This is a genomic window from Jannaschia helgolandensis, assembly GCF_900109285.1.
GTDB classification, from domain to species: Bacteria; Pseudomonadota; Alphaproteobacteria; order Rhodobacterales; family Rhodobacteraceae; genus Jannaschia; species Jannaschia helgolandensis.
In genome coordinates, this window is record NZ_FNZQ01000003.1 from 167,884 (window position 1) to 189,350 (window position 21,467).

At 62.4% G+C, this 21,467-nt stretch carries 17 protein-coding genes; 12 read left to right on the forward strand and 5 right to left on the reverse strand.

Annotated features, from left to right (window positions below):
* Nucleotide 1 precedes the first annotated feature (1 nt).
* From purS to BMY38_RS09815, 3 genes are all read left to right on the forward strand, one after another.
* Nucleotides 2-244: a phosphoribosylformylglycinamidine synthase subunit PurS gene (gene purS / locus BMY38_RS09805; protein ID WP_092762328.1), complete on the forward strand. Its 243-nt coding sequence runs from the start codon at nt 2-4 to the stop codon at nt 242-244.
* A 98-nt stretch (nt 245-342) separates the two neighbouring features.
* Nucleotides 343-540: a CsbD family protein gene (locus BMY38_RS09810; RefSeq protein WP_092762329.1), complete on the forward strand. Its 198-nt coding sequence runs from the start codon at nt 343-345 to the stop codon at nt 538-540.
* A gap of 226 nt (nt 541-766) precedes the next feature.
* Nucleotides 767-1,801 carry an alcohol dehydrogenase catalytic domain-containing protein gene (locus BMY38_RS09815; protein ID WP_092762331.1) on the forward strand — a complete coding sequence of 345 codons (1,035 nt, stop codon included), beginning with the start codon at nt 767-769 and terminating at the stop codon, nt 1,799-1,801.
* A gap of 118 nt (nt 1,802-1,919) precedes the next feature.
* Here the strand turns inward: BMY38_RS09815 and BMY38_RS09820 are convergent, their stop codons facing one another.
* Nucleotides 1,920-2,573 (reverse strand): MarC family protein, encoded by a 654-nt coding sequence (locus BMY38_RS09820; protein WP_175495838.1) that lies wholly within the window; start codon nt 2,571-2,573, stop codon nt 1,920-1,922.
* A 310-nt stretch (nt 2,574-2,883) separates the two neighbouring features.
* Between BMY38_RS09820 and purQ the strand changes: the two genes are divergently transcribed.
* From purQ to BMY38_RS09855, 7 genes are all read left to right on the forward strand, one after another.
* Nucleotides 2,884-3,552: a phosphoribosylformylglycinamidine synthase subunit PurQ gene (purQ, locus tag BMY38_RS09825; protein ID WP_092762333.1), complete on the forward strand. Its 669-nt coding sequence runs from the start codon at nt 2,884-2,886 to the stop codon at nt 3,550-3,552.
* 63 nt (nt 3,553-3,615) lie between these two features.
* Complete coding sequence (locus BMY38_RS09830) at nt 3,616-5,427, forward strand: sensor histidine kinase (protein WP_092762335.1); 1,812 nt, start codon at nt 3,616-3,618, stop codon at nt 5,425-5,427.
* A 9-nt stretch (nt 5,428-5,436) separates the two neighbouring features.
* Nucleotides 5,437-6,771, forward strand: a complete 1,335-nt coding sequence (locus tag BMY38_RS09835; RefSeq protein ID WP_092762337.1) for a sigma-54-dependent transcriptional regulator — start codon at nt 5,437-5,439, stop codon at nt 6,769-6,771.
* Between the two features lie 62 nt (nt 6,772-6,833).
* Nucleotides 6,834-7,589 carry an endonuclease/exonuclease/phosphatase family protein gene (locus BMY38_RS09840; protein ID WP_092762339.1) on the forward strand — a complete coding sequence of 252 codons (756 nt, stop codon included), beginning with the start codon at nt 6,834-6,836 and terminating at the stop codon, nt 7,587-7,589.
* Nucleotides 7,590-8,073: 484 nt separating this feature from the next.
* Complete coding sequence (locus BMY38_RS09845) at nt 8,074-11,115, forward strand: Rne/Rng family ribonuclease (protein ID WP_092762687.1); 3,042 nt, start codon at nt 8,074-8,076, stop codon at nt 11,113-11,115.
* Nucleotides 11,116-11,273: 158 nt separating this feature from the next.
* Nucleotides 11,274-12,422, forward strand: coding sequence for a pyridoxal phosphate-dependent aminotransferase (locus BMY38_RS09850; protein ID WP_092762341.1), 1,149 nt, complete (start codon nt 11,274-11,276; stop codon nt 12,420-12,422).
* Nucleotides 12,419-13,576, forward strand: a complete 1,158-nt coding sequence (locus tag BMY38_RS09855; RefSeq protein ID WP_092762343.1) for an N-acetylmuramoyl-L-alanine amidase family protein — start codon at nt 12,419-12,421, stop codon at nt 13,574-13,576. The genes BMY38_RS09850 and BMY38_RS09855 overlap by 4 nt, the downstream gene beginning before the upstream one ends.
* On the opposite strand, the gene BMY38_RS09860 is transcribed toward BMY38_RS09855, so the two are convergent.
* Nucleotides 13,577-14,089, reverse strand: a complete 513-nt coding sequence (locus tag BMY38_RS09860) for a methylated-DNA--[protein]-cysteine S-methyltransferase (protein ID WP_092762345.1) — start codon at nt 14,087-14,089, stop codon at nt 13,577-13,579. It lies immediately after the preceding gene.
* A 262-nt stretch (nt 14,090-14,351) separates the two neighbouring features.
* On the opposite strand from BMY38_RS09860, the gene BMY38_RS09865 reads away from it, so the two are divergent.
* On the forward strand, nt 14,352-16,889 hold the full coding sequence (locus tag BMY38_RS09865; protein WP_092762689.1) for a penicillin-binding protein 1A: 2,538 nt from the start codon (nt 14,352-14,354) through the stop codon (nt 16,887-16,889).
* Nucleotides 16,890-17,017: 128 nt separating this feature from the next.
* Nucleotides 17,018-18,142 carry a peptide chain release factor 2 gene (gene prfB, locus BMY38_RS09870; protein ID WP_092762347.1) on the forward strand — a complete coding sequence of 375 codons (1,125 nt, stop codon included), beginning with the start codon at nt 17,018-17,020 and terminating at the stop codon, nt 18,140-18,142.
* Here the strand turns inward: prfB and BMY38_RS09875 are convergent.
* From BMY38_RS09875 to BMY38_RS09885, 3 genes are all read right to left on the reverse strand, one after another.
* Nucleotides 18,139-19,398 (reverse strand): nucleotide disphospho-sugar-binding domain-containing protein, encoded by a 1,260-nt coding sequence (locus BMY38_RS09875; protein ID WP_139204693.1) that lies wholly within the window; start codon nt 19,396-19,398, stop codon nt 18,139-18,141. The two genes, prfB and BMY38_RS09875, sit on opposite strands and share 4 nt — an antisense overlap.
* Before the next feature lie 105 nt (nt 19,399-19,503).
* On the reverse strand, nt 19,504-20,049 hold the full coding sequence (locus BMY38_RS09880; RefSeq protein WP_092762351.1) for a bactofilin family protein: 546 nt from the start codon (nt 20,047-20,049) through the stop codon (nt 19,504-19,506).
* Nucleotides 20,039-21,367: a M23 family metallopeptidase gene (locus BMY38_RS09885; protein ID WP_092762354.1), complete on the reverse strand. Its 1,329-nt coding sequence runs from the start codon at nt 21,365-21,367 to the stop codon at nt 20,039-20,041. Before BMY38_RS09885 ends, BMY38_RS09880 begins: the two co-directional genes overlap by 11 nt.
* Nucleotides 21,368-21,467: the final 100 nt, after the last annotated feature.

Here is a 21,467-nt window from a genome sequence, read left to right on the forward strand (position 1 = left end):
GATGACAGCAGACACCAGGAAGGTCCGCGTGACCGTCATGCTCAAGCAGGGCGTTCTCGACCCCCAGGGCGAGGCCGTGCGCCACGCCTTGGGCACGATGGGCTTTCGCGGCGTCGAAGGTGTCCGCCAAGGCAAATTGATCGAACTGGACGTGACATCCGGCACCACAGAATCCGACGTGACTGCGATGTGTGACAAACTGCTGGCGAACACCGTTATCGAAAGCTACCGCATCGAGATGTAAGGAACGGCCAAGTCTGGCTTATGAGGGCGCGCTGTCGGGAACGATGGCGCGCCCTTCTGCGTTCAATCTCCGTAACTCAACCTGCAAGGAGAGACGCGATGAACTGGGATCAAGTACAGGGTAACTGGAAGCAATTTACCGGCAAGGCCAAGCAACAATGGGCCGATCTGACCGATGATGACATCCAGCAGGCCAACGGCGACCGTGAAGTGCTGGAAGGCAAGATTCAGGAACGCTACGGCGACGACAAGGAAACCGCCAAGCGCAAGGTCGACAACTGGATCGACTCGCTTTGATCGTTTGACGGTCGAAGTGTGCTGCCCCGGTCGTGCCCCCGCGCGGCCGGGGCTTTTCGTTTGCGGCCGCACCGGTTTGCGCAACAGTCACCGAGGCGACAGATGTTCTGTCCCGCCCCGGTCCAGAAGACCCTCCCTGCACCTTGTCAGCTTGCCATCCGGTCTCGCGAATCCTTTACAATCTTATCCTCCCGGCAAAACCTCATGGCACCGGAGGAGAGACACCATGCGCGCCGCCATTCTCAGAGCCTACAACCAACCCCTGGTCATAGAGGATTTCCCCGACCCGGACTGCCCTTCGGATGGCGTCGTCCTGAAAACCATCGCCTGCGGCGTCTGCCGCAGCGACTGGCATGGCTGGGTCGGTGAACACCCGCGCGTCAAACCCGGTCAGATCGGAGGTCACGAATACTGCGGCGAAGTGGTGGCCGCTGGTCCGGATGCGCAGTTTAAGGTCGGAGACAAACTGGTCGCCCCCTTCATCCTTGCCTGTGGCATCTGCCCGCAATGTCGCGCGGGGCAACAGAATACCTGCTTCGATCAACGTCTGCCGGGGTTTATCGAACCGGGTGCCTTCGCCGAATATGTTGCCGTGCCCCGCGATCACAACCTGACCCGCCTGCCGGAGACCCTGTCGCCGACCGTCGCTGCAGGCCTTGGCTGTCGCGTCACGACGTCATGGCACGCGCTGACCGGGCGTGCGGCATTGCAGGCGGGCGAATGGCTGGCCGTCCACGGCACCGGCGGAATTGGGCTGTCGGCGGCCCTTCTGGGCAAGGCGCTCGGTGCATATGTCGTGGTCGTCGATGTGGTGCAGGAAAAGCTCGACCATGCGTTGTCGCTTGGCATCGACGCCGCCGTCCTCGCATCCGACGACACCGCAGCGCAGATCAAGGAGATCACCGGAGGCGGGGCTCACGTCAGCGTCGAGGCACTGGGCATTCCCGTTACCGTCAACGCCTCGTTGAACTGCCTGCGCGTGCTGGGACGTCATGTTCAGGTCGGAATGCCCGTCGGTCACACCGCACGGATGGATGTCGACATGTCCGCCGTCTATCAAGGCAACCTCGCGCTTTATGGGACGCGCGGCATGCCCGGCTGGCGTTTTCCGTCACTGCTCGGCCTGATCACCAGCGGCAGGGTCGATATGTCCCCCCTCATCGCCCGCGAGGTCGCTTTGTCCGATACCTCTGCCGAACTCGCCGCATTCAATGGCCCGACCCCTCCGGGCGTGGCCGTCATCACGGATTTTGCCGGGTAGGGACATGGGTAAATGGCGGTTTCGAACCCAGAGAGCATTTCGCCCATCTCCTGGTTTTGACCGAATGATCGGTAAATGCACAGCATCGCCTTCCGAGCGGGTGTGCGAACGCGGGCATCTACCCTAGCGGAGTTTCTACGGGCGCGGGTGCGACATTAAGCACGCCGAGGGCATCGAAGCCTCCCAGGATCGAATCCACTGCGATGGTTGCCAGCACGATCCCCATCACCCGGCTGATCACGCTCGCGCCGGTGTTGCCGATAAAACGGTGAACAAAACTTGCCGCCAGCAATAGCCCCGTTGTCACGATCAAGACGATGATAAGAAGCCCGGCGGTAACGGCCTGGTCCAAAACGGACTCGGTATTGTTGTCGGTCAGGATCACGATCGCCAGCATCGCGCCGGGCGAGGCAATAGATGGCATGGCGAGCGGAAAAACCGCGCCGGCCAGGTGATCGCGTTCAGCTTCCTCGATTTCGCGGGACGGTTTGGAATCGCCGAAGATCATCGTCATCGCGAACAGGAAAAGGATGACCCCGCCCGCGATCTGAAACGATCCCAGCCGCAGGCCCAGCGTCTCCAGAAGAAACTGGCCCCCGACGAGAAACGACAGCAACACCATGGCCGCGATGGCGACGGCCCGCAATGCGAACCGTCGATGCAGATGACGCGGCACATTCTGGACGGCGAACAGAAAGACCGGGATCGAGCCGACAGGGTCTATAACCACCAGAAGCGTCACAAGCTCTTTCGTAAGGGCGGTCCAGTCCATGATGGGCAGTCTTTCTTGGCGATGGGTTGAAAACGGCTGTCCTAACCTGACCATCTGTCGGATGGAACATAGCTGTGCCTGCTTGCCAGATACCTTATGGGTCCGTGCTTTGCGCTGACCGAGGCGGACAATACTTTGGCGTCGGTCTGAATTATTCCTTTGGTTACATCTGACAGGACCCTAAAAAGCGGGTCGGAATTTTCCGTGACGGATATGCGGGACGACAATCGACGCATATCCACCGCTAGAACTCTTGAACAAAATGTGAAATGTCGCGCCCAGAGTTACCCCAGAATGTGAAAGCCGCGCCATGAAAGCCGCCGTCCTCGTCTTCCCAGGGTCCAACTGCGACCGCGATCTGGCCGTGGCCTTTCGGGGTGCCGGGTTCGATACGACGATGGTCTGGCACAAAGAAACGGAGCTTCCACAAGACATTGATGTCGTCGGCGTTCCGGGTGGGTTCAGCTATGGCGATTATCTGCGCTGCGGAGCCATCGCGGCCCGGTCGCCCATTTCCAGGGCATTGATTGCCCATGCGGACCGTGGCGGCTATGTCTTCGCGCCCTGCAATGGATTTCAGATTCTGACCGAAGCGGGGATGCTGCCTGGTGCGCTGTTGCGAAACTCCGGCCTGAAATACATATGCCAGACCAGCGCCTTGCGCGTAGAAGAAACACAGAGTGCTTTCACCGCAGGCTATTCCAAGGGGCAGGTCATCGAGATTCCGATCGCCCATCACGAAGGGAATTACACCGCCGATCCCGACACCTTACGACGGCTGGAGGGCGAAAACCTTGTGGCATTCCGGTATGTTGCGACACCTAATGGCGCAATGGACGGTATTGCGGGCGTCCTGTCGCCGAACCGACGGGTGTTGGGCATGATGCCGCACCCCGAACGCGCGGCAGAGCCGCTGCATGGCAAGGCCGACGGGGCCGCGTTGTTCCGCAGTCTGGCGCAGGCGCTTGTCGCTGCCTGACGATGTCCGCCGATCGGCGCATCGTCGCTTGAGACGTAGTGAACCCTTGCGGTAGATAGCAGAATGTTCTGGCGTCATCGCTCCGGTGGGTCTGTCGACCCCGAGACCGTTCCGGCGGCCTCTCTTGCAGGGGGCGCGTCCGATCGCGTCAAGTTGCGCCTTCCCTGGGCGGTGCGCGTCCTGATCGTCCTGATGATCGTAGCAGCAATTGCGGCGATCTGGGTCGTGAATATCCTTCTGACCGAACGGCTTGTGGAAACCACGCGGCAGCGGGCGGAGCTTCGGCAATCGCTCTATGGCGGTGCGATCCTGTCGGAGTTGCAGCGCAATTCGGTCGTGCCGCTGCTGCTGTCGCGCGACCCGACGCTGATCGCCGCGCTGAATGCCAAGGACTTCTCGACCTCCAGCCAGCGCCTGATTTCCTACGTGGACGAGATCGGCGCCGCTTCCATCCGCCTGCTGGATATGGACGGTCGGACTGTCGCCGCTACCGACCGGGAACAGCTCGGCTCGAATTATGCCAACAGCCCGTTTTTTACCGAAGCGATCGACACCACCGATACCGTCTTCACCATCTTTCCCAATGAAGCAGGCGCTTATGAGGCCAGTTTCAGCCGTGTCGTTCAGGACGGCGTGCGACAGTTGGGCGTGTTGCAGGTGCAGGTAAACCTGTCACAGTTCGAAAGCCGGTGGCGCGGTACTACCGCCGCCGTTGCCGTGACCGACGCGGGCGGAACCGTCATCCTGTCGACAGAACCGCGCTGGCGCGGCAAGCCGCTGAGCGAGGCGATCCTGAGAACATCGGTCCCCTCGGCCCTGGACCGTGCGCTGGCAACGACCGGTGCCTTCGGGACCGATCTGGATGGGCGTTATTTTTCGGGCAACGCCTTGATACAACTGGAAACGAGGGTGCCGTTCCGGGGCTGGCGTCTGGTCAGTTTCACGACCTACGAAAGTGTCCGCGAACGGGTGAACGGCGTGCTCGCCCTGATTATAACGGGGTTCGCACTGCTGCTGGCATTGGGGTTCTATATCCTGAACCGACGCTCGACCCTGCGCTCGATGCTGTTCCAGCGAGAATCGGTCCAGCTGCGCCGTCTGAATGACCGGCTGTCGCGCGAAGTCGCCGAACGCAAACGTGTGCAGGAAGAGTTGAAAGAAACCGAGCAAAGTCTTGCACAGTCCTCAAAACTGGCCGCACTGGGTGAAATGTCGGCCGCCGTCAGTCACGAACTGAACCAGCCATTGGCGGCAATGAAGACCTATCTGGCCGGTGCGCGCCTTCTGTTGCAACGGCGTCGCGCGGACGAGGCGCTGTCCAGTTTTCAGCGTATCGACGACCTGATCGACCGGATGGGTGCGATCACGCGGCAATTGAAGTCCTATGCCCGCAAAGGTGGCGATGCCTTCGAGGAGGTGGATATGCGCCACGCCCTGTCCTCGGCATTGACACTGATGGAGCCTCAGTTGCGGCAAGAACAGGTGCAGTTAAGCCAGATCATCCCTGAAACGCCGGTTCTTGTGATTGCCGACCGGCTGCGTCTGGAACAGGTCATCATCAACCTTGTGCGCAACGCGCTGGACGCCATGAAAGGTTCCGAGAACCGTGAGCTGGACATCCTTCTGACGCAGGGCGAGGAAGTCGTGCTGGCGGTCCGCGACACCGGATCGGGCATCAACGCGCCCGAAAAGTTGTTCGAGCCGTTCTATACTACCAAGAAGCCGGGCGAGGGTGTCGGCCTGGGGCTGGCGATCAGCTCGGGCATCGTCAACGACCTCGGTGGGCGGCTGACCGCGCGAAATGCCGACAAAGGCGGGGCGGTCTTTGAAGTCCGCCTTCCGACAGTAGATATCGCAATGGACGCAGCCGAGTAAGGAACTCAAATGGCCGAGCAGACCCGGATCGCCATCGTAGACGATGAGCAGGACATGCGGCAATCGATCAGCCAGTGGCTGGCCCTCTCGGGATTTGCCACCGAGACTTATGCCAGCGCGGAAGAGGCGCTCAAGAAGATCACGCCGGATTATCCCGGCGTCGTCATCAGCGACATTCGGATGCCGGGCATGGACGGGATGCAGTTCCTCAAGCGATTGATGAGCGCCGACAGCAGTCTTCCGGTCATCATGATCACCGGGCATGGCGACGTGCCGATGGCGGTCGAGGCGATGCAGCTTGGCGCATATGACTTCATGGAAAAGCCGTTCAATCCGGACCGTCTGACCGAGCTGGCGCGCCGTGCGGCGCAGGCCCGCAAGCTGACGCTCGACAATCGTGCCCTGCGCCGGGAATTGTCGGACGGTACCGTGCTGATGCGCAAGCTGATCGGCACGTCCCCGGCAATGGAGCGTCTGCGCGAGGATATCCTCGATCTGGGACAGGCCGACACGCACGTGCTGATCGACGGCGAAACCGGCACCGGCAAGACGCTGGTGGCTCACGCGCTGCACGCCGTCGGTCCGCGTCAGGGCAAGACCTTTGCCCTGACCTCCTGCGCGGCCTTGGGCGAGGAAGCCTTGGGCGCCAAGCTGTTCGGCCCGGTCACCGAAGGCGGCCTGCCGCTGGTCGAGGAAGCCCGCGGCGGCACGCTTGTGCTGGAGGATATTGAGGCGCTGCCATTGGCGTTGCAGGCTCGTCTGCTGACCTTCATCAACGATCAGGGTACCCCTGCCGAGACGCGCATCGTAGCAATACACAACGGGTCCGATCCCGAAAAGACGCTTGAAGATTCGTTGCGGCCAGACCTGTTCTTCCGGCTGGCGGCAATGAAACTTGTTTTGCCGCCCCTGCGAAACCGGGGTGAGGACGTGCTGACGCTGTTCACGCATTTCGCCGAGTCGTTTGGCGAGGAATATGGTGCGACCCCGCCGCAACTTTCCGCGCAGGAAGCCGCTCAGCTGTTGCAGGCGCCCTGGCCGGGAAATGTCAGACAATTGATAAACCTGGGGGAACGTGCGGTTTTGCAACAGCGTCGCGGCACAGGATCGATTTCGTCGCTGCTGATGTCGGACACTCAGGAGCAGGGCGAGACTGTGCAGGTCACGACCGAGGGCAAGCCGCTGAAAGAATATGTCGAGGCGTTCGAGCGGATGCTGATCGACAATACCATGCGCCGTCATCGCGGGTCGATTGCCGGTGTGATGGAGGAGCTTTCGCTGCCGCGCCGGACCCTGAACGAGAAGATGGCGAAATACGGGTTGAGCCGTGGGAATTACCTCTAGTCGCTGAAAGGCCGGTATATCGTCAGTCTGAACGTCTGGGGCGCGGCGCGGTCTGGGAGCAATTGTCCGCTTGGGTGGAGCAGGCGGCCTTCGACGTCCTCTGCCTTCAGGAAGTAACGCGCCGGATTGCGCCATCGCCCGATTGGCTGATCTATCGCGATCCGTATCGCAGGCTGGATCAGCGTGCGGACCTGTTCGGCGACATCTCCCGGCTTCTGCCCGGCTGGCTGGCCACCTTCGCGCCCGCCACTCGTGGCTTGCTGGAAGATGCGGCCGGACGGCCGATCTGGTCTGAACATGGGCTGGCCTGCTGGGTCGCACCGCAGCTTTCGGTCACGGGTAGCAGGCAGGACTTTGTTCACGGTCGGTTTCGGGCCAGCGGCTGGGGACCCGAACCTGTTCCCCGCGCAGTGCAGATGCAGCGGATCGCCAGCGGTGGCGCGGCACTGGTTGTGGCCCATCTGCACGGGCTGCGCGATCCGAACGGCAAGGGTGACACGCCCGACCGCGATACGCAGGCTGCATCGCTGCGTCGGCAGCTCCGAGAGTTTCGGAACGGGAATGAGACCGTGGTTGTCGCCGGAGACTTTAACCTGCTGCCGGACAGCTCAACCTTCGACGTGCTGGCAGCAGAAGGGTTGATCGAGCTGGTCACGACACGCGGACATTCCGATACGCGAACGGTTCTCTACCCCAAGGCACAACGACACGCGAACTACTGTTTTGTGTCCGACCCGGACCGGGTGATTGCCTTCGATGTCCCGGCAACGCCGGTAATGTCTGATCACCGACCCATGATCCTGGATCTGACCATCTGAAAAGACGGGCGGTATATCCCTTTGGAAAAGGGTGACGGGTAAAGCTGAGTTAACTAATTCGGTGCGCATTCAGATGCCAAACCGGCACACCTTTGCCGATGTGCCATTGTCTTTGCATCACTTATGTAACACATAGGACATACGGTTGTGCCGCCGGTTGGTCGGTGGTCGGGACCGGTGAGATTCTTTCCCGTGCAATCATCGAACCGATCATAGGTTCGCGCATCGGGGTAAGTTTGCGAAAGCGTGCAAATGCCGCCTTCGGAGAGACGCCCGTACCCACAACGTCGGGCATTGAACAGACCTGCCCTCCGGAAATCGGAGCGCGCGGGTCGGAGTACACGGGCGATGAGGCAGGACATGACAGTGACGGACGGGATGCGGCACAGCCGCCCCGCCGACGGTGTGCCTGCTATCGCTCCATCAATAAGACATGCCGATCTTGCCCCTCCGGGGATGCAGGTCCGATGTCATGGAAAGCACAATGGCGAAAAAAATGCTGATCGACGCCACCCACCCGGAAGAGACCCGGGTCGTGGTGGCAGACGGAAACAAGGTCGAAGAATTTGATTTCGAAAACCTGAACAAGAGGCAGCTTGCCGGAAATATCTATCTGGCCAAGGTGACGCGGGTCGAGCCCTCGTTGCAGGCGGCATTCATCGACTATGGTGGCAACCGGCACGGCTTTCTGGCCTTCTCGGAAATCCACCCGGATTATTACCAGATACCCAAAGCCGACCGGGATGCGATTCTGGCCGAGGAACGCGCCTTTGCCGAGGCGCAGAACGCTGCGGATGAAGCGGCGGACAACAGGGCCGCGAATGCTCGAGCTGTATCGGATGCGCCAGATGGCGGGGCGGCTGGAGATGGCGAGGAAGACAAACCGAAGAAATCCCGGTCACGCAGCCGGTCGCGCAGCCGGTCCAAGAAGCCCGTCGAAGCCCTGACCGACAACGGTGACGCTCCTGATGCGGACAACGCGCCATCGCCCGACGAAATGCCTTCGGCAAACTCCGCGATCGAAGCGACCGAGGCCAGCGCCCCCGGCATCGTGACTGGAGGATCCGCGGATGTGTCGGAAGCCGCAACCGAAACGGTCGGGCAGGGCGGATCGCGCGACGAGACTGGCCCGCAAGATGCCGGTCCGGATGACAGTGGCCCGGATGACGAGGGTTCTGACGATAGCGGTCCGGTGAAGACCATTGCCGAAAGCGCCGGTCTGGAAGACGAGACCGTCTCTTCCGACCAGACCGCAGAGACAGCGTCGCAGACCGAGGCCGAAGCTCCGCAGGTACCGGCGGGTATGGAAACCGTCGACCTGTCCGAAGGCGAGACCGCGGAAATCAACTCTCCTGACGCTGCCGATACTCCGGTCGAGGAGCCTGCGCCCAAGCGGACCAGTCGCTCGCGGAGCCGCAAGAAGCCGGCCGAAAAGCCCGCTGAAACTCAGGACGATGTGTCACCCGCCGACGATGTCGAGACAGTATCGGGCGACGACGATGTTGCCGAAGTTCGCGCCCCCCGCGTTCAGCGCCCCAAGGCCCGCAAGTACAAGATCCAGGAAGTCGTGAAGGTCCGCCAGATCATGCTGGTGCAGGTCGTCAAGGAGGAGCGCGGCAACAAGGGCGCTGCCCTGACGACTTATCTTTCGCTGGCCGGTCGGTACTGCGTCCTGATGCCGAACACCGCGCGGGGCGGTGGCATCAGCCGCAAGATCACCAACGCGCCCGACCGCAAGAAGCTGAAGGAAATCGCACAGGAAATCGACGTGCCGCAGGGCGCGGGCCTGATCGTGCGGACGGCCGGTGCCAAGCGCACCAAGACTGAAATCAAGCGCGATTACGAATACCTGCAACGGATGTGGGAACAGGTCCGCGAACTGACGCTGAAATCAATCGCGCCCGCCCCGATCTACGAAGAGGGCAACCTGATCCACCGGTCGATCCGGGACCTGTATAATCGCGACATCGACGAAGTCATCGTCGAGGGCGAGGCCGGGTATCGCGATGCCAAGGACTACATGAAACTGATCATGCCGTCCCATGCGAAGAACGTGAAGTTGCACGCGGAGGGCGGCCAGCCGCTGTTCGCCAAGTATGGTGTCGAATCGTATCTGGCGGGCATGTTCAACCCGACCGTGCAGCTGAAATCCGGCGGCTATATCGTTATCGGTATCACCGAGGCGCTGGTCGCGGTCGACGTCAACTCGGGCAAGTCGACCAAGGAAGGCTCGATCGAAGATACCGCCACCAAGACCAACCTGGAGGCTGCCGACGAAGTAGCCCGCCAGATGCGGTTGCGCGATCTGGCCGGTCTGATTGTCATCGACTTCATCGACATGGACGAGCGCAAGAACAACGCTGCCGTGGAAAAACGCCTGAAAGACGCACTCAAGAACGATCGTGCGCGGATTCAGCTTGGCCGGATTTCGAGCTTCGGCCTGCTGGAAATGTCGCGTCAACGCCTGCGTCCCGGCATGTTGGAGGCCACGACACAGGCCTGCCCGCACTGCCATGGCACAGGCATGATCCGTTCCGACGATTCGGTCGCTTTGCAGATCCTGCGCGCTCTGGAGGAAGAGGGGACCAAACGTCGCTCGCGCGAGGTGAAGCTTACGGTTCCGGTCGACGTCTGCAACTATCTGATGAATGAAAAGCGCGAGCATCTTGCCTCGATCGAGGCGCGCTACGACATGGCCGTGCGCGTGATCGCCGATCCACAGATGGTCGCACCGGATTATTCCATCGAGAAGTTCAAGACCGCGACGCGGGTGATCCCCAAGGCCCGCAATGTGGTTCAGGTGGACACCTCCTGGACGTCTGATGACGATGACGCAATCGAGGCGGAGGAGGTCGATGCCGAGGAAGCGCCGGAGGCCGGATCGAACGACATCGGCAATTCGGAAAACGCCGATACGGAAAACGGCAACGGCGGAGAACGCGGCGATAATGACGGTGCGCCCAAGAAGAAGCGCCGCCGCCGGTCGCGCCGCAAGAAGTCCGGCAATGGCGAGCAAACGGACCAGAATGCCGGCCAGAACGGTGAGAACCGGACGGACGCTGCCGATGAAGGTTCGGATGGCTCTGCGGATGCCGCTTCCGACGCTGTGACGGCGGGTGCCACACCCGAGACGACCGGAACGGATGCGTCCGACGCGCCTGCGGCAGAGGATGCGCCGAAGCCCAGGTCACGGTCGCGCAGCCGCTCCCGGTCAAAGAAGGTTGAACCATCCGATACCGAAGCAGGTGCCGAGGATGCGCCGGTTGCCGCGTCTCCGGCGGAACCCGAGGCAGAGGCCGCCCCGGCGACCAAACCGAAACCCCGATCGCGGGCCCGCGCCAAAGTCCCGGCAGCCGGGACTTCAGACGAGGTCGCCAACGCCGCCGAACAGGCCCAGCAAGCCCAGCAGGCCGCGCCCGAAGCAACCTCCGCCCCGACGGCGCAGGAAGCGGACGCGGTCGTCACCGCCGACGCTGGAGACGAGCCCAAGCCCAAGCGCAAGGGATGGTGGTCCTTCGGAAGCTGACATCAACCGGCAAGACCTGAATGGGCGTCCCGCTTCGGGGCGCCCTGTTAGGTTCGGATCGTCTGTTTGCCTGCGGAACGTCGCAGATCGCGCGGCGCGTCATTGACGCCCGGTGCGGGGCCGGTCCATCTGTCCGCAGACGCAGGGCGGAGGAATGAATGACAGGTGCATCAGGGGTGTCAGCCCGGTCGAACGTCGATCCATTCATCGTCATGGACGTGATGGAACAGGCCCGGCGTCTGGAAGACGCGGGCCGCAGCGTCATCCACATGGAGGTCGGCCAGCCCGGCACACCTGCCCCGCAAATCGCACGCGACGGATTGGCGGCGGCCATGGCGGACGGTGCACTGGGATACACGGTTGCATTGGGCCTGCCCGATTTGCGTGCGAAAATCGCGGACCTGTATCGTCGCTGGTACGGGGTGGACCTTGACCCGAACCGCGTGGTCGTGACCGCCGGGTCGTCGGCAGCGTTCCTTCTGGCATTCACGGCATTGTTCGATGCAGGAGATCGGGTCGGTCTGGGGTTGCCGGGCTACCCGTCCTATCGTCAAATTCTGAAGGCATTGTCGTTGCAGCCAGTCGGGATTCCGACGCAGGCGGCCAACCGGTTTCAGCCGGTCGCCTCCGAATTGCCCGATCTGGCAGGATTGATCGTCGCGTCGCCCTCAAACCCCACCGGCACCATGCTGGACCGGAAGGCGATGTCATTGCTGATCGACAACTGTCACGCGCGGGGCACGGCTTTCATCTCGGACGAAATCTATCACGGATTGCATCACGATGCGCCCGCCGTCACCGCGCTGGAAGTGTCAGACGACGTCTATGTCATCAATTCGTTCAGCAAGTATTTCAGCATGACTGGCTGGCGGATCGGTTGGATGGTCGTGCCCGAAAGCCACGTCCGAACCATCGAACGGCTGGCGCAGAACATGTTCATCTGCGCCCCCCACGCCAGCCAGATCGCCGCCCTGCATGCCATGGATGCCGAGGACGAGTTGGAGGCGAACCGGGCCGTCTATGCCCGCAATCGCGCGCTTATGCTGGACGGCCTGCCAGCCGCGGGATTCGACCGGATAGCGCCGCCGGACGGGGCGTTCTATATTTATGCCGACGTGAGCCACCTGACAGATGACAGTGTGAAGTTCGCATCGGAAGTGCTGGAAAAAGCAGGTGTAGCTATCACACCTGGCCTTGACTTCGATCCGGATCGGGGGGCGGGAACCCTACGGTTCAGCTATGCCCGCGCAACAGCGGATATCGAAGAAGGTCTGGCGCGACTGAAAACATTCATGGCGGCGCGATGATCCGACTGGCGTTCCTCCTGATCTGGATGGCCGGGGTCGCCGTCGCGCAGGACTTCAATGCCCGCGCGACCGTTATCGATGCCCGGGCCAAACGCGATGCCCTGACTCTGACGCTCAGCCAGCCGATACCATGGCGGGTATTCGTGGAAGATGACCCGTGGCGGTTGGTGATCGACACGTCCGAAGTCGACTGGACCACCCTGAATGCGGACCTGCTGACCAACCTTGGTCAGGCGCGCAGCGGCCGTATCAGGGCCGGCTGGTCGCGTCTGGTCGTCCTTCTGCCCGGTCCCCGTCGCATCGATCGTGCCTGGATGGAAACCGGGCAGGACGCGACGATCCGTATCGCATTGGCAGACGGTGCGGACCCGACCGGCCCGCTCAGCCCGCAGGAATGGGACGCGGCACCCGATACCGTGCCCACTGCCGCGCGGCCCCGCCAGACCGGCGATCGGCCCTTGGTAATCGCCCTCGATCCCGGTCACGGGGGTGTAGATCCCGGGGCCGAGCGGGACGGGCTGACCGAGGCTGATCTTATGCTGCGCTTCGCCAGAGAATTGGCCGAGGTGTTGCGGCGCCGGGGGCACAGGGTCGTTCTGACGCGCGAGGACGATGAATTCGTCGGCCTGCGCGGGCGATCCACGATCGCGCGGGCGGCGGGGGCCGATCTGATGATTTCGCTGCACGCCGACGCGGTCGAGGGCGGTGGGGCCGAGGGCGCGACGGTCTATACATTGTCACCGGGCAATACCAACGCCCTGGCCGCCGAAATCGCGCAACGTCACGGTCGCGACGACCTTCTGCTGGGCGCAGGCGATATCGAACAGGGGGACGAAATCGCGCGTATCCTTGTTGAACTGGCCCGTGCGGAAACCGCGCCGCGCGGCCTGATGCTGGCCGATGCACTGGTGACGGGCCTGTCGGGGGCGGGTGTCCAGCTCCACAAGCGCCCGCGTCTGGGCGGGCGGTTCACCGTGCTGAAAGCGCCGGATATCCCGTCTGTCCTGCTGGAGCTTGGGTTCATGTCCGACCCGGAGGACATGGACAACCTGAGATCTGTCGACTGGCGTTCCCGAATGGCTGCGGCGGTCAGTGACGGTATCGAAGCATGGGCAATCGAGGATGCCGCTGAGGCGCTGCGCCTGCGGCAGTAGTCACAGCAGGCGGGGCTGACCCCCGCCGGGCATCGCGCCTTCGTGCAACAGCAGAAAAGCCTTGCGCCCGATCCCGCCGCCAAATCCGGTCAGTTTGCCCGATGCGCCGATCACCCGATGGCAGGGCAGGATGATCGGCAGCGGATTCGCCCCGTTCGCCGCTCCAACGGCCCGGCTGGCACCGGGACAGCCAAGGGCGCGGGCCATGTCGCCATAACTACAGGTTTCGCCGAACGGGATCGTGGCAAGCCAATGCCAGACCCGCATCTGAAACGCCGTGCCGCGTGGCCGTATCGGCAGGTCGAAAACGCGCAGTTGGCCAGCGAAGTAAGCGTCAAGCTGCTTGCGAACTGCGTCGAAGGCCCGGTCAATGCGCGCCCACCCGTCCTTCGGCCCAAAGGCCCTGTGCCCATCCTGGAAGCTGAGGAAATGCAGTGTGTCGGCATCGCCCGCCAGCAAAAGGGGGCCGACAGGGCTGTCGTGATTGGCAAAGCACAGGGGCGGCTCGATCATGCGTCCGAAGGTGCCACGCAGGCCGGGTCCGCAAAAGCCCCCGGATGTAACGCAATCTTTACCATCGCGCTGCCATTGACCTTGGGCGATGCGTCGCCCGTGCCCACGTTGTCGCTTTGACGGCAAACGCACGTCTGCGTATATCGAACCTGATGCCGCAGGGTCGGTGTCATGCGCGGATAGTCCAGGGGCGACCATGAAGATCATAGGCACGATGCGGACGATGGGCAGGGGGGGGGCCAATGCCACGAAGGGCATCGGCATGTTCCTGCTGTCGGCTATCGGCGGCATCTTTTCGGCGGTGACTCTTGGTATCATCGCGATCGCCATTTCGATCGGCGGCGTACTTTGGATGTACGGGCGCGATCTGCCCAACTATGAACAGCTTGCCCAATACACCCCCCCCACGATCAGCCGCATCTATTCCGGCGAAGGCCGTTTGATGGACGAATTCGCCCGTGAACGCCGTCTGTTCGTTCCGGCCGAAGATATTCCGACACTGGTCAAAGAGGCATTCATTTCGGCCGAGGACAAGAATTTCTACCTGCATGCGGGCTATGATCCTATAGGCATGATTTCGGCCGCGGTGGACGCCGCACGGGGCGAGCGTCTACGCGGCGCCTCGACCATCACGCAGCAGGTGATGAAGAACTTCCTTCTGTCATCCGACCGGTCGGCGGAGCGGAAGGTGAAGGAAATCATTCTTGCCTCCCGCATCGAGGAAACGCTGAGCAAGGAAGATATTCTGGAGCTTTATCTGAACGAGATTTTTCTCGGGCAGAATTCCTATGGCGTGGCTGCCGCCGCGCAGACCTATTTCAACAAGACGCTGGCCGACCTGACGCTGGAAGAGGCCGCCTACCTTGCGATTCTGCCCAAGGCTCCATCAGATTATCATCCCGTCCGGGAAGCCGAACGGGCAATCGAGCGCCGCAACTACGTCCTGGGCGAAATGTTCGATAATGGTTACATCACACGCGCGGAAATGCAGGAAGCGCAGATGAAGCCACTCCTGACGGTGCAGTCGGGGCATTATCCGCCGTTCCGTGCCAGCCTGCCGGCGCGCGATTACTTCACCGATGAGATTCGTCGACAACTGACCCGTGATTTCGGAGCGGAGGCCTTCTTTACGCAGGGCTTCAACATCCGGGCCACAATCGACGCCAAGATGCAGAGCGTTGCCGCGACCGCCCTGCGCAGGGCGTTGGAAAAGTTCGACCGTAACGGCGGCATCTGGCGCGGCACTGGCGAGACCATTCCGGTTGAGATTCTGGATGATGAGGTCGCATGGCGCACGGCGCTCGAGGCGGCAGACGTCGCCCGTGACATAGACCTCGGCAATCCCTGGCTGCCCGCGGTCGTCCTGAACGTCGGTGATCAGTCCATGACGCTGGGTGCCGAAGGGGTCGAAGGCACGATCGAGGTTCCGCGCGCGGATATCGAATGGATACGTGGCAGCTTCACCGACAATTTCGAGCCCGGACAGGTCGTCCATGTGCGTAAGCTGACCGATGACGCGACCGGTGATCTTATCCGCTGGTCCCTGCGGCAGGTGCCCGAGGTTCAGGGCGGGTTCATGGCGATGGACGTCAACACCGGTCGCGTTCTGGCGATGCAGGGGGGCTTCAGCTATCAGTATTCCCTGTTCAACCGCGCCACGCAGGCGACACGGCAACCGGGGTCCAGCTTCAAGCCATTCGTCTATGCTTCGGCGCTCGACAGTGGTTATCAACCAAATACCATCATCGTCGATGCGCCGATCGAGGTCGATCAGGGCAACGGAGAAATCTGGCGTCCCAAGAATGCTTCGAACCGGTATTATGGCCCTAGTCCGTTGCGCACCGGGATCGAGCGGTCGCGTAACCTGATGACCGTGCGACTGGCGCAGGATGTCGGGATGAACGTCGTCGCCAGCTATGCCGAACGGTTCGGCGTGTATGATGACATGGAAGAATTGCTGGCCAACGCCCTAGGGTCGCAGGAAACCACACTTTACAAGATGGTTTCGGCCTACGCCATGTTCGCAAACGGTGGCGAACGGGTGGAGCCGACGCTGGTCGACCGAATCCAGGACCGCTATGGCCGCACCGTGTTCAAGCATGATCAGCGTTCGTGCAGCGATTGCGAACAGTTTGCGACCTTGTCCGAAGGTTTCGGCCCCCGCATCGTCTCGAACCGCGAACGGGTGATGGACCCGATCACTGCCTATCAGCTGACCTCTATGATGACGGGCGTGGTCGAGCGGGGCACCGCGTCGCGCACCGTCAACCTGCCGGTCCCGATCGCTGGCAAGACAGGCACGACCAACGATTCCAAGGACGTCTGGTTCATCGGTTTTTCGTCGACCATCGTGGCAGGCTGCTACATCGGTTATGACCGACCGCGACGCCTTGGTCAGGGGGCTTCGGGCGGCGGCACGTGCGGCCCGGTGTTCCAGGAGTTCATGGAAGAAGCGATCAAGGAATACGGGGGCGGTCCGTTCGAGGTACCCGATGGTGGCTATTTCGTGAATATCGACCGTTTCACCGGTGCGCGTCTGCCCGACGACGCATCCGGCGATGACGTTGTCGCCGAATATTTCCGCATCGGCGATGACCCGTTCGTCGGTCTGGGCAGTACCGTCATCGACGGTGGCTTTGCCCTTGCAGGCGACTTGCCGTTGTTCGGTCGGGGCGAGGGGGATGACAGCGACGGCACAGTTGCCCCGCCGTCCTCGGAAGTGCAGACCTCGACCGGCCGAAAGGTCGTCGTACCAGGTCGCGCCAGCTTCGGATCGCTGAGTTCGGGCGGTCTTTACTAGCCACCGTCATTTGCGGAGTGCCGCTGCGGGAGGACCTTCGGGTCCGATCCGATTCCGTTCTGGCCGGTCCCTTGCCGCGCGGACGCGCAGCGGCTACCTCACCTGACGAATGATATCCGGAGACGATGATGCGCGCAGAAGTCCAGAACAACGTCGACGCCATCGGCAAGTCTGTCGCCCTTCTCAAGCGGCGGCTGGACTGGGAAACGGCGCCGCACCGGATGGAGGAGTTCAATGCGATGATCGAGGACCCGACCCTTTGGGACGATCCCGAGCGTGCGCAGAAGCTGATGCGCGACCGGCAGGCCCTGATGGATAGTATCGAGGGCATCGAGGCGCTGGAACGTGAAACCTCCGATAATGTCGAAATGATCGGCATGGGCGAACTGGAGGACGACGCCGAGATCGTTGCCGAGGCCGAAGCCGCCATCGCCAGACTGGTCGAGACCGCCGCGGAGAAAGAACTCGAGGCGCTTCTGGACGGTGAGGCGGACGGCAACGACACCTTTCTGGAAATCAACTCGGGCGCGGGTGGCACGGAGTCCTGCGACTGGGCCAATATGCTGGCGCGAATGTATACGCGTTGGGCCGAGAAACGTGGCTATACCGTCGAGTTGCAGTCGCGGTCACCGGGGGAGGAAGTCGGGATCAAGTCGGCGTCCTACAAGATCAGCGGCAAGAATGCCTATGGCTGGCTGAAGTCTGAATCCGGCGTGCACCGGCTGGTCCGCATCAGCCCCTACGATTCCGCGGCGCGGCGTCACACGTCGTTCAGTTCGGTCTGGGTCTATCCCGTTGTCGATGACAACATCGAGATCGAGGTCGCGCCCAACGATATCCGTATCGACACCTACCGGTCGTCCGGCGCGGGCGGGCAGCACGTGAATACCACCGACTCTGCCGTTCGGATCACCCACTTGCCGACGAACATCGTCGTGACCAGTTCCGAGAAATCCCAGCACCAGAACCGCGATATCGCCATGAAGGCGCTGAAATCCCGGCTCTATCAGATGGAGCTGGATCGCCGAAACGCCGAGATCAACGCCGCCCACGAAGCCAAGGGTGACGCCGGTTGGGGCAATCAGATCCGGTCCTACGTCCTGCAACCCTACCAGATGGTCAAGGATTTGCGCACCGGGTACGAGACGTCGGATACGCAGGGTGTTCTGGACGGGTCGATCGACGGGATCATGGCCAGCGTTCTGGCGTCGGATGCATCGGGCAAGAGCCGGGCCGACAGCACCGGGGATTAATCCGCGCTGGCGATCTGCGCCAGGTGCATCGCCGCCAGCAAGGCCCCGTCCTCATGCGCAATCCGTTCGCCCAGATCGGTGGCATGGGCGTAATCGAACCGCTCCAACAATTCGCGCAGCTTCGGCATCGCGCGCGATGCGCTGAATTGGCGGCGGGGCAAAGTGACAGCCACACCCATACGTGTCAGTCTGGCGGCATTGTCGGGCTGATCGCCGCCTATCGGCACGACCAGTTGCGGGCGACCGGATCGCAGCGCCTCGGCCGCAGTCCCCATGCCACCGTGATGCAGAATCGCAGCCGCCTGTGGAAACAGCGGCGCGTGCGGCGTGTGCGGCAATGACAGAATATCGAGGCCGTCCGGAACCTCCGCCTGTCCGTGCAACAGCACCGACCGCAGGCCGAGCGCCCGCGACAGCCGCACCGCTTCGTCCCAGAAGGCCGGGCCACCGATACCCTGAGCAATGCTGCCCAGCGTGACAACCAGCGGCGGAGGCCCGGCTTCAAGCCACGCCTGCACCGACGCCGACAGATCTCCCAATGGCGCGCGGGGGAAGCCGACGGCGATCAGGCCGGACGGGGCATCGTCGGGGACCGGCGCGAAGCTTTCGGACCAGAGGCCAAGGCGGATCGGAACGGCTTCCATACCCGGATCGACCATCGGCGTGCCGTGGTGCGGCGGCAGGTCCAGCCGGGCGCGGACCCGATTCAGGGAGGGCGACAGACCGGCGCGCAGAACCGATCTGGCCGTGCCCATGACAGCCCGGTTCCAGCCCCGCGTGACCGGGTTTCGCGGGGTGCGGACGGCCAGATCCATCCCCGGTCCGCGCGGCGGGTCCAACGCCGAGAACGCCAGCGTCGGTTGCAGGGTCAGGGGCACGAAGGGCAGGCCCGCCCGTTCCGCCGCGATCGCCGCCGTGAAGGTCATGACGGTGCCGGCGACACAGGCCGCACCGATACAGGCTTCCTCGATCTGCGGCAGCGTATCGGGAATAGCGGGGAAGACCACGCGGCGCAGGAAAGGCATCGGGTTGCGGAAGAAGTCGTCGGCGAGTCTGTCGAAACTCACACCCAGGTCGGCGGCAACCTGTGCCCTGGTCGGACCGACCGGCGTAGCCAGAAGCCCCCAGGACCGGGCAATGACGCAATCGTCGGGGGACAGAAGCAGCCGGACCTCCACTCCGATCCGGTCCAGTGACCGCGCGATCGACAGAACGGGATAGAGATCGCCCAGCGATCCCGCTGTCGTCAGAACCACGGCCCCCCGGCGGGACGGCGGGATGCGTCCTTCGAGGCCTGAAAGATGCGAAACCCCGCTCCATTTCCGGAACGGGGTTCGCACGACATTGGCCATGTAGTGTGCTTAACTTTTGGGTGTCGTATTGGTCGTGTTGGTCGGCGATGTTGTCACGACAGGTTTGGCATTCTGGCGCGATCCACTCGACAGCGGGTCGTCCTGACGCTGCACCGCGCCCTCGAAATGCGCACCGGATTCGATGGCAATCGTCTTGTGGATGATGTCGCCCTCGACACGAGCGGTCGACGTCAGCCGGACTTTCAAGCCCCGGACGCGACCGATGACACGCCCGTTGACGACGATATCGTCGGCGATGACTTCGCCCCGGACCACGGCACCTTCGCCGACGGTCAGCAGGTGGGCCTGGATATTGCCTTCGACCTCGCCTTCGATCTGGATGTCGCCGGACGTCTTGATGTCGCCCTTGATAACAAGGTCCGAAGACAGCGACGACGGTGCCACCTTGGGCTTCATCGCGGCCTGACCGGCACCGAGTTCAAGACCCGCAGGCTTCGACGGTGGCGTCGAGGAAGGAGGCGGTGTCGCGCCGGGTGTGGTAGGCTTGTCCGAGGCGTCACCGCCGGGCTGGTTCAACTTAGATTTAGAAAACATCCTGACCTGCTTTTATAAAGGTATTAGGGTTCAGCGCCTCACCATTCCGCCTGATCTCATAGTGGGAATGCACACCGGTAACCCGTCCGGTGTCCCCCATACCACCGATGGTCTCCCCACGCGAGACCCTTTGGCCGACGGTAACGGCAATGGAGTCATTATGTGCATAGCGCGTCTCGAAGCCCAAGGGGTGCCGAATTTTGATCAGCTTGCCATATGCTGACGACCACCCGGCAAAGGTGACGACGCCATCCGCCGCTGCAAGAATCGGCGTTCCGCGACTGGCTGCCAGGTCCACGCCCGAATGCATCCGGCCCCATCGCGGCCCGAAAGCCGATGTCAGGCGATAGGCAGACTTGACAGGTTTGCCCAGCGGCAGGCTTTCGGCTGCAATACGGTACATGTCGACGTCTTCCAGCTTGTCCATCAGACGGTTTGCACGGGCTGTGTCCACATCGACCAGATCGGCGCCGCCACGAGTGGAAACGACGACGGGTTCCAGGGGGCCACCCTGACCGCTGTACCCACTGCGAACCGATTGCAGGAGCGAATCGGACGAGATGCCGGCCTGGTTGAACACCCGCTCCAGCGGGACCATCGACGTCTCGAGAGCGTCTTCCAGACGGCTAAAGATGCGATTGTTCCGCTCGGCAACGACTTCGGCCATTGCTTCCATGCGGGTGATTTCGGCGTCAGCGCCCATCGCCACAACCATGGCTTCGTCACGGGCGAGTGCGGTTGCATCCAGCGCATCGGCCAGAATTTCGGCGGTCTCTGCGCTATCCGCGGCCAACCGCTCGGCCAGAGCCGTCGCCTCGGGCGCGTTATCGAGACGGGCCAGCAGGCTCTCGGCCTCGTCGCGGGCCTCGTTACGCTCGCTCACAGTGCGGCGCAGCGTTCGCTGAATGACTTCGATGCCTGTCTCGAGTTCGCGGACGCGCTGTTCGGAGGTCAGGACGGTGCCCTGCATTTTCGAAACTTCGTCAAGTGCGGAGTAGAATCGTTCCAGCGCCTGTTCGGCTTCCTGCGCGCGGGTGTCGCGTTCGGTGGACAGGGCGGCCAGACGCGTCTCATAGGCGATCTGGGCACGCGCCGTCTGGTCGCGGCTGGACCCGGACGTGATGGCTCCGATCAGGAAGAACGAAGTAACCACGACCGTCCAGCCCACCACCAATGCCCCGCCGATCAGGGTGCTGGCCTGGGTCAGAGGACGGAGTCGGATGAAGCGTGTGCCTTCTTCGGATTTCAGGAACAATCTCTGCTCGGGCAGGTGACGTTCCAGTTTCGCGTTGATCTTGTCCGACAGCCGTTGCTTCACGCGCCGTTCCCCCGTCTGATACTGACGAGCCGTGTTCGGCCCGAATTTAGTTCCCCCGACGGCCCTGAATTTTTCATAGGGTTCGTCATTTCGGCGGGTT

What these genes read in the sequence shown, in the direction of transcription:
- BMY38_RS09850 (WP_092762341.1), top strand. Translation starts at nt 11,274, where the DNA reads ATGACAGGTGCATCAGGGGTGTCAGCCCGGTCGAACGTCGATCCATTC.
- BMY38_RS09835 (WP_092762337.1), top strand. Translation starts at nt 5,437, where the DNA reads ATGGCCGAGCAGACCCGGATCGCCATCGTAGACGATGAGCAGGACATG.
- BMY38_RS09865 (WP_092762689.1), top strand. Translation starts at nt 14,352, where the DNA reads ATGTTCCTGCTGTCGGCTATCGGCGGCATCTTTTCGGCGGTGACTCTT.
- purQ (WP_092762333.1), top strand. Translation starts at nt 2,884, where the DNA reads ATGAAAGCCGCCGTCCTCGTCTTCCCAGGGTCCAACTGCGACCGCGAT.
- BMY38_RS09860 (WP_092762345.1), bottom strand. Translation starts at nt 14,089, where the DNA reads ATGATCGAGCCGCCCCTGTGCTTTGCCAATCACGACAGCCCTGTCGGC.
- BMY38_RS09880 (WP_092762351.1), bottom strand. Translation starts at nt 20,049, where the DNA reads ATGTTTTCTAAATCTAAGTTGAACCAGCCCGGCGGTGACGCCTCGGAC.
- BMY38_RS09810 (WP_092762329.1), top strand. Translation starts at nt 343, where the DNA reads ATGAACTGGGATCAAGTACAGGGTAACTGGAAGCAATTTACCGGCAAG.
- BMY38_RS09830 (WP_092762335.1), top strand. Translation starts at nt 3,616, where the DNA reads ATGTTCTGGCGTCATCGCTCCGGTGGGTCTGTCGACCCCGAGACCGTT.
- BMY38_RS09815 (WP_092762331.1), top strand. Translation starts at nt 767, where the DNA reads ATGCGCGCCGCCATTCTCAGAGCCTACAACCAACCCCTGGTCATAGAG.
- BMY38_RS09845 (WP_092762687.1), top strand. Translation starts at nt 8,074, where the DNA reads ATGGCGAAAAAAATGCTGATCGACGCCACCCACCCGGAAGAGACCCGG.
- BMY38_RS09820 (WP_175495838.1), bottom strand. Translation starts at nt 2,573, where the DNA reads ATGGACTGGACCGCCCTTACGAAAGAGCTTGTGACGCTTCTGGTGGTT.
- BMY38_RS09855 (WP_092762343.1), top strand. Translation starts at nt 12,419, where the DNA reads ATGATCCGACTGGCGTTCCTCCTGATCTGGATGGCCGGGGTCGCCGTC.
- prfB (WP_092762347.1), top strand. Translation starts at nt 17,018, where the DNA reads ATGCGCGCAGAAGTCCAGAACAACGTCGACGCCATCGGCAAGTCTGTC.
- purS (WP_092762328.1), top strand. Translation starts at nt 2, where the DNA reads ATGACAGCAGACACCAGGAAGGTCCGCGTGACCGTCATGCTCAAGCAG.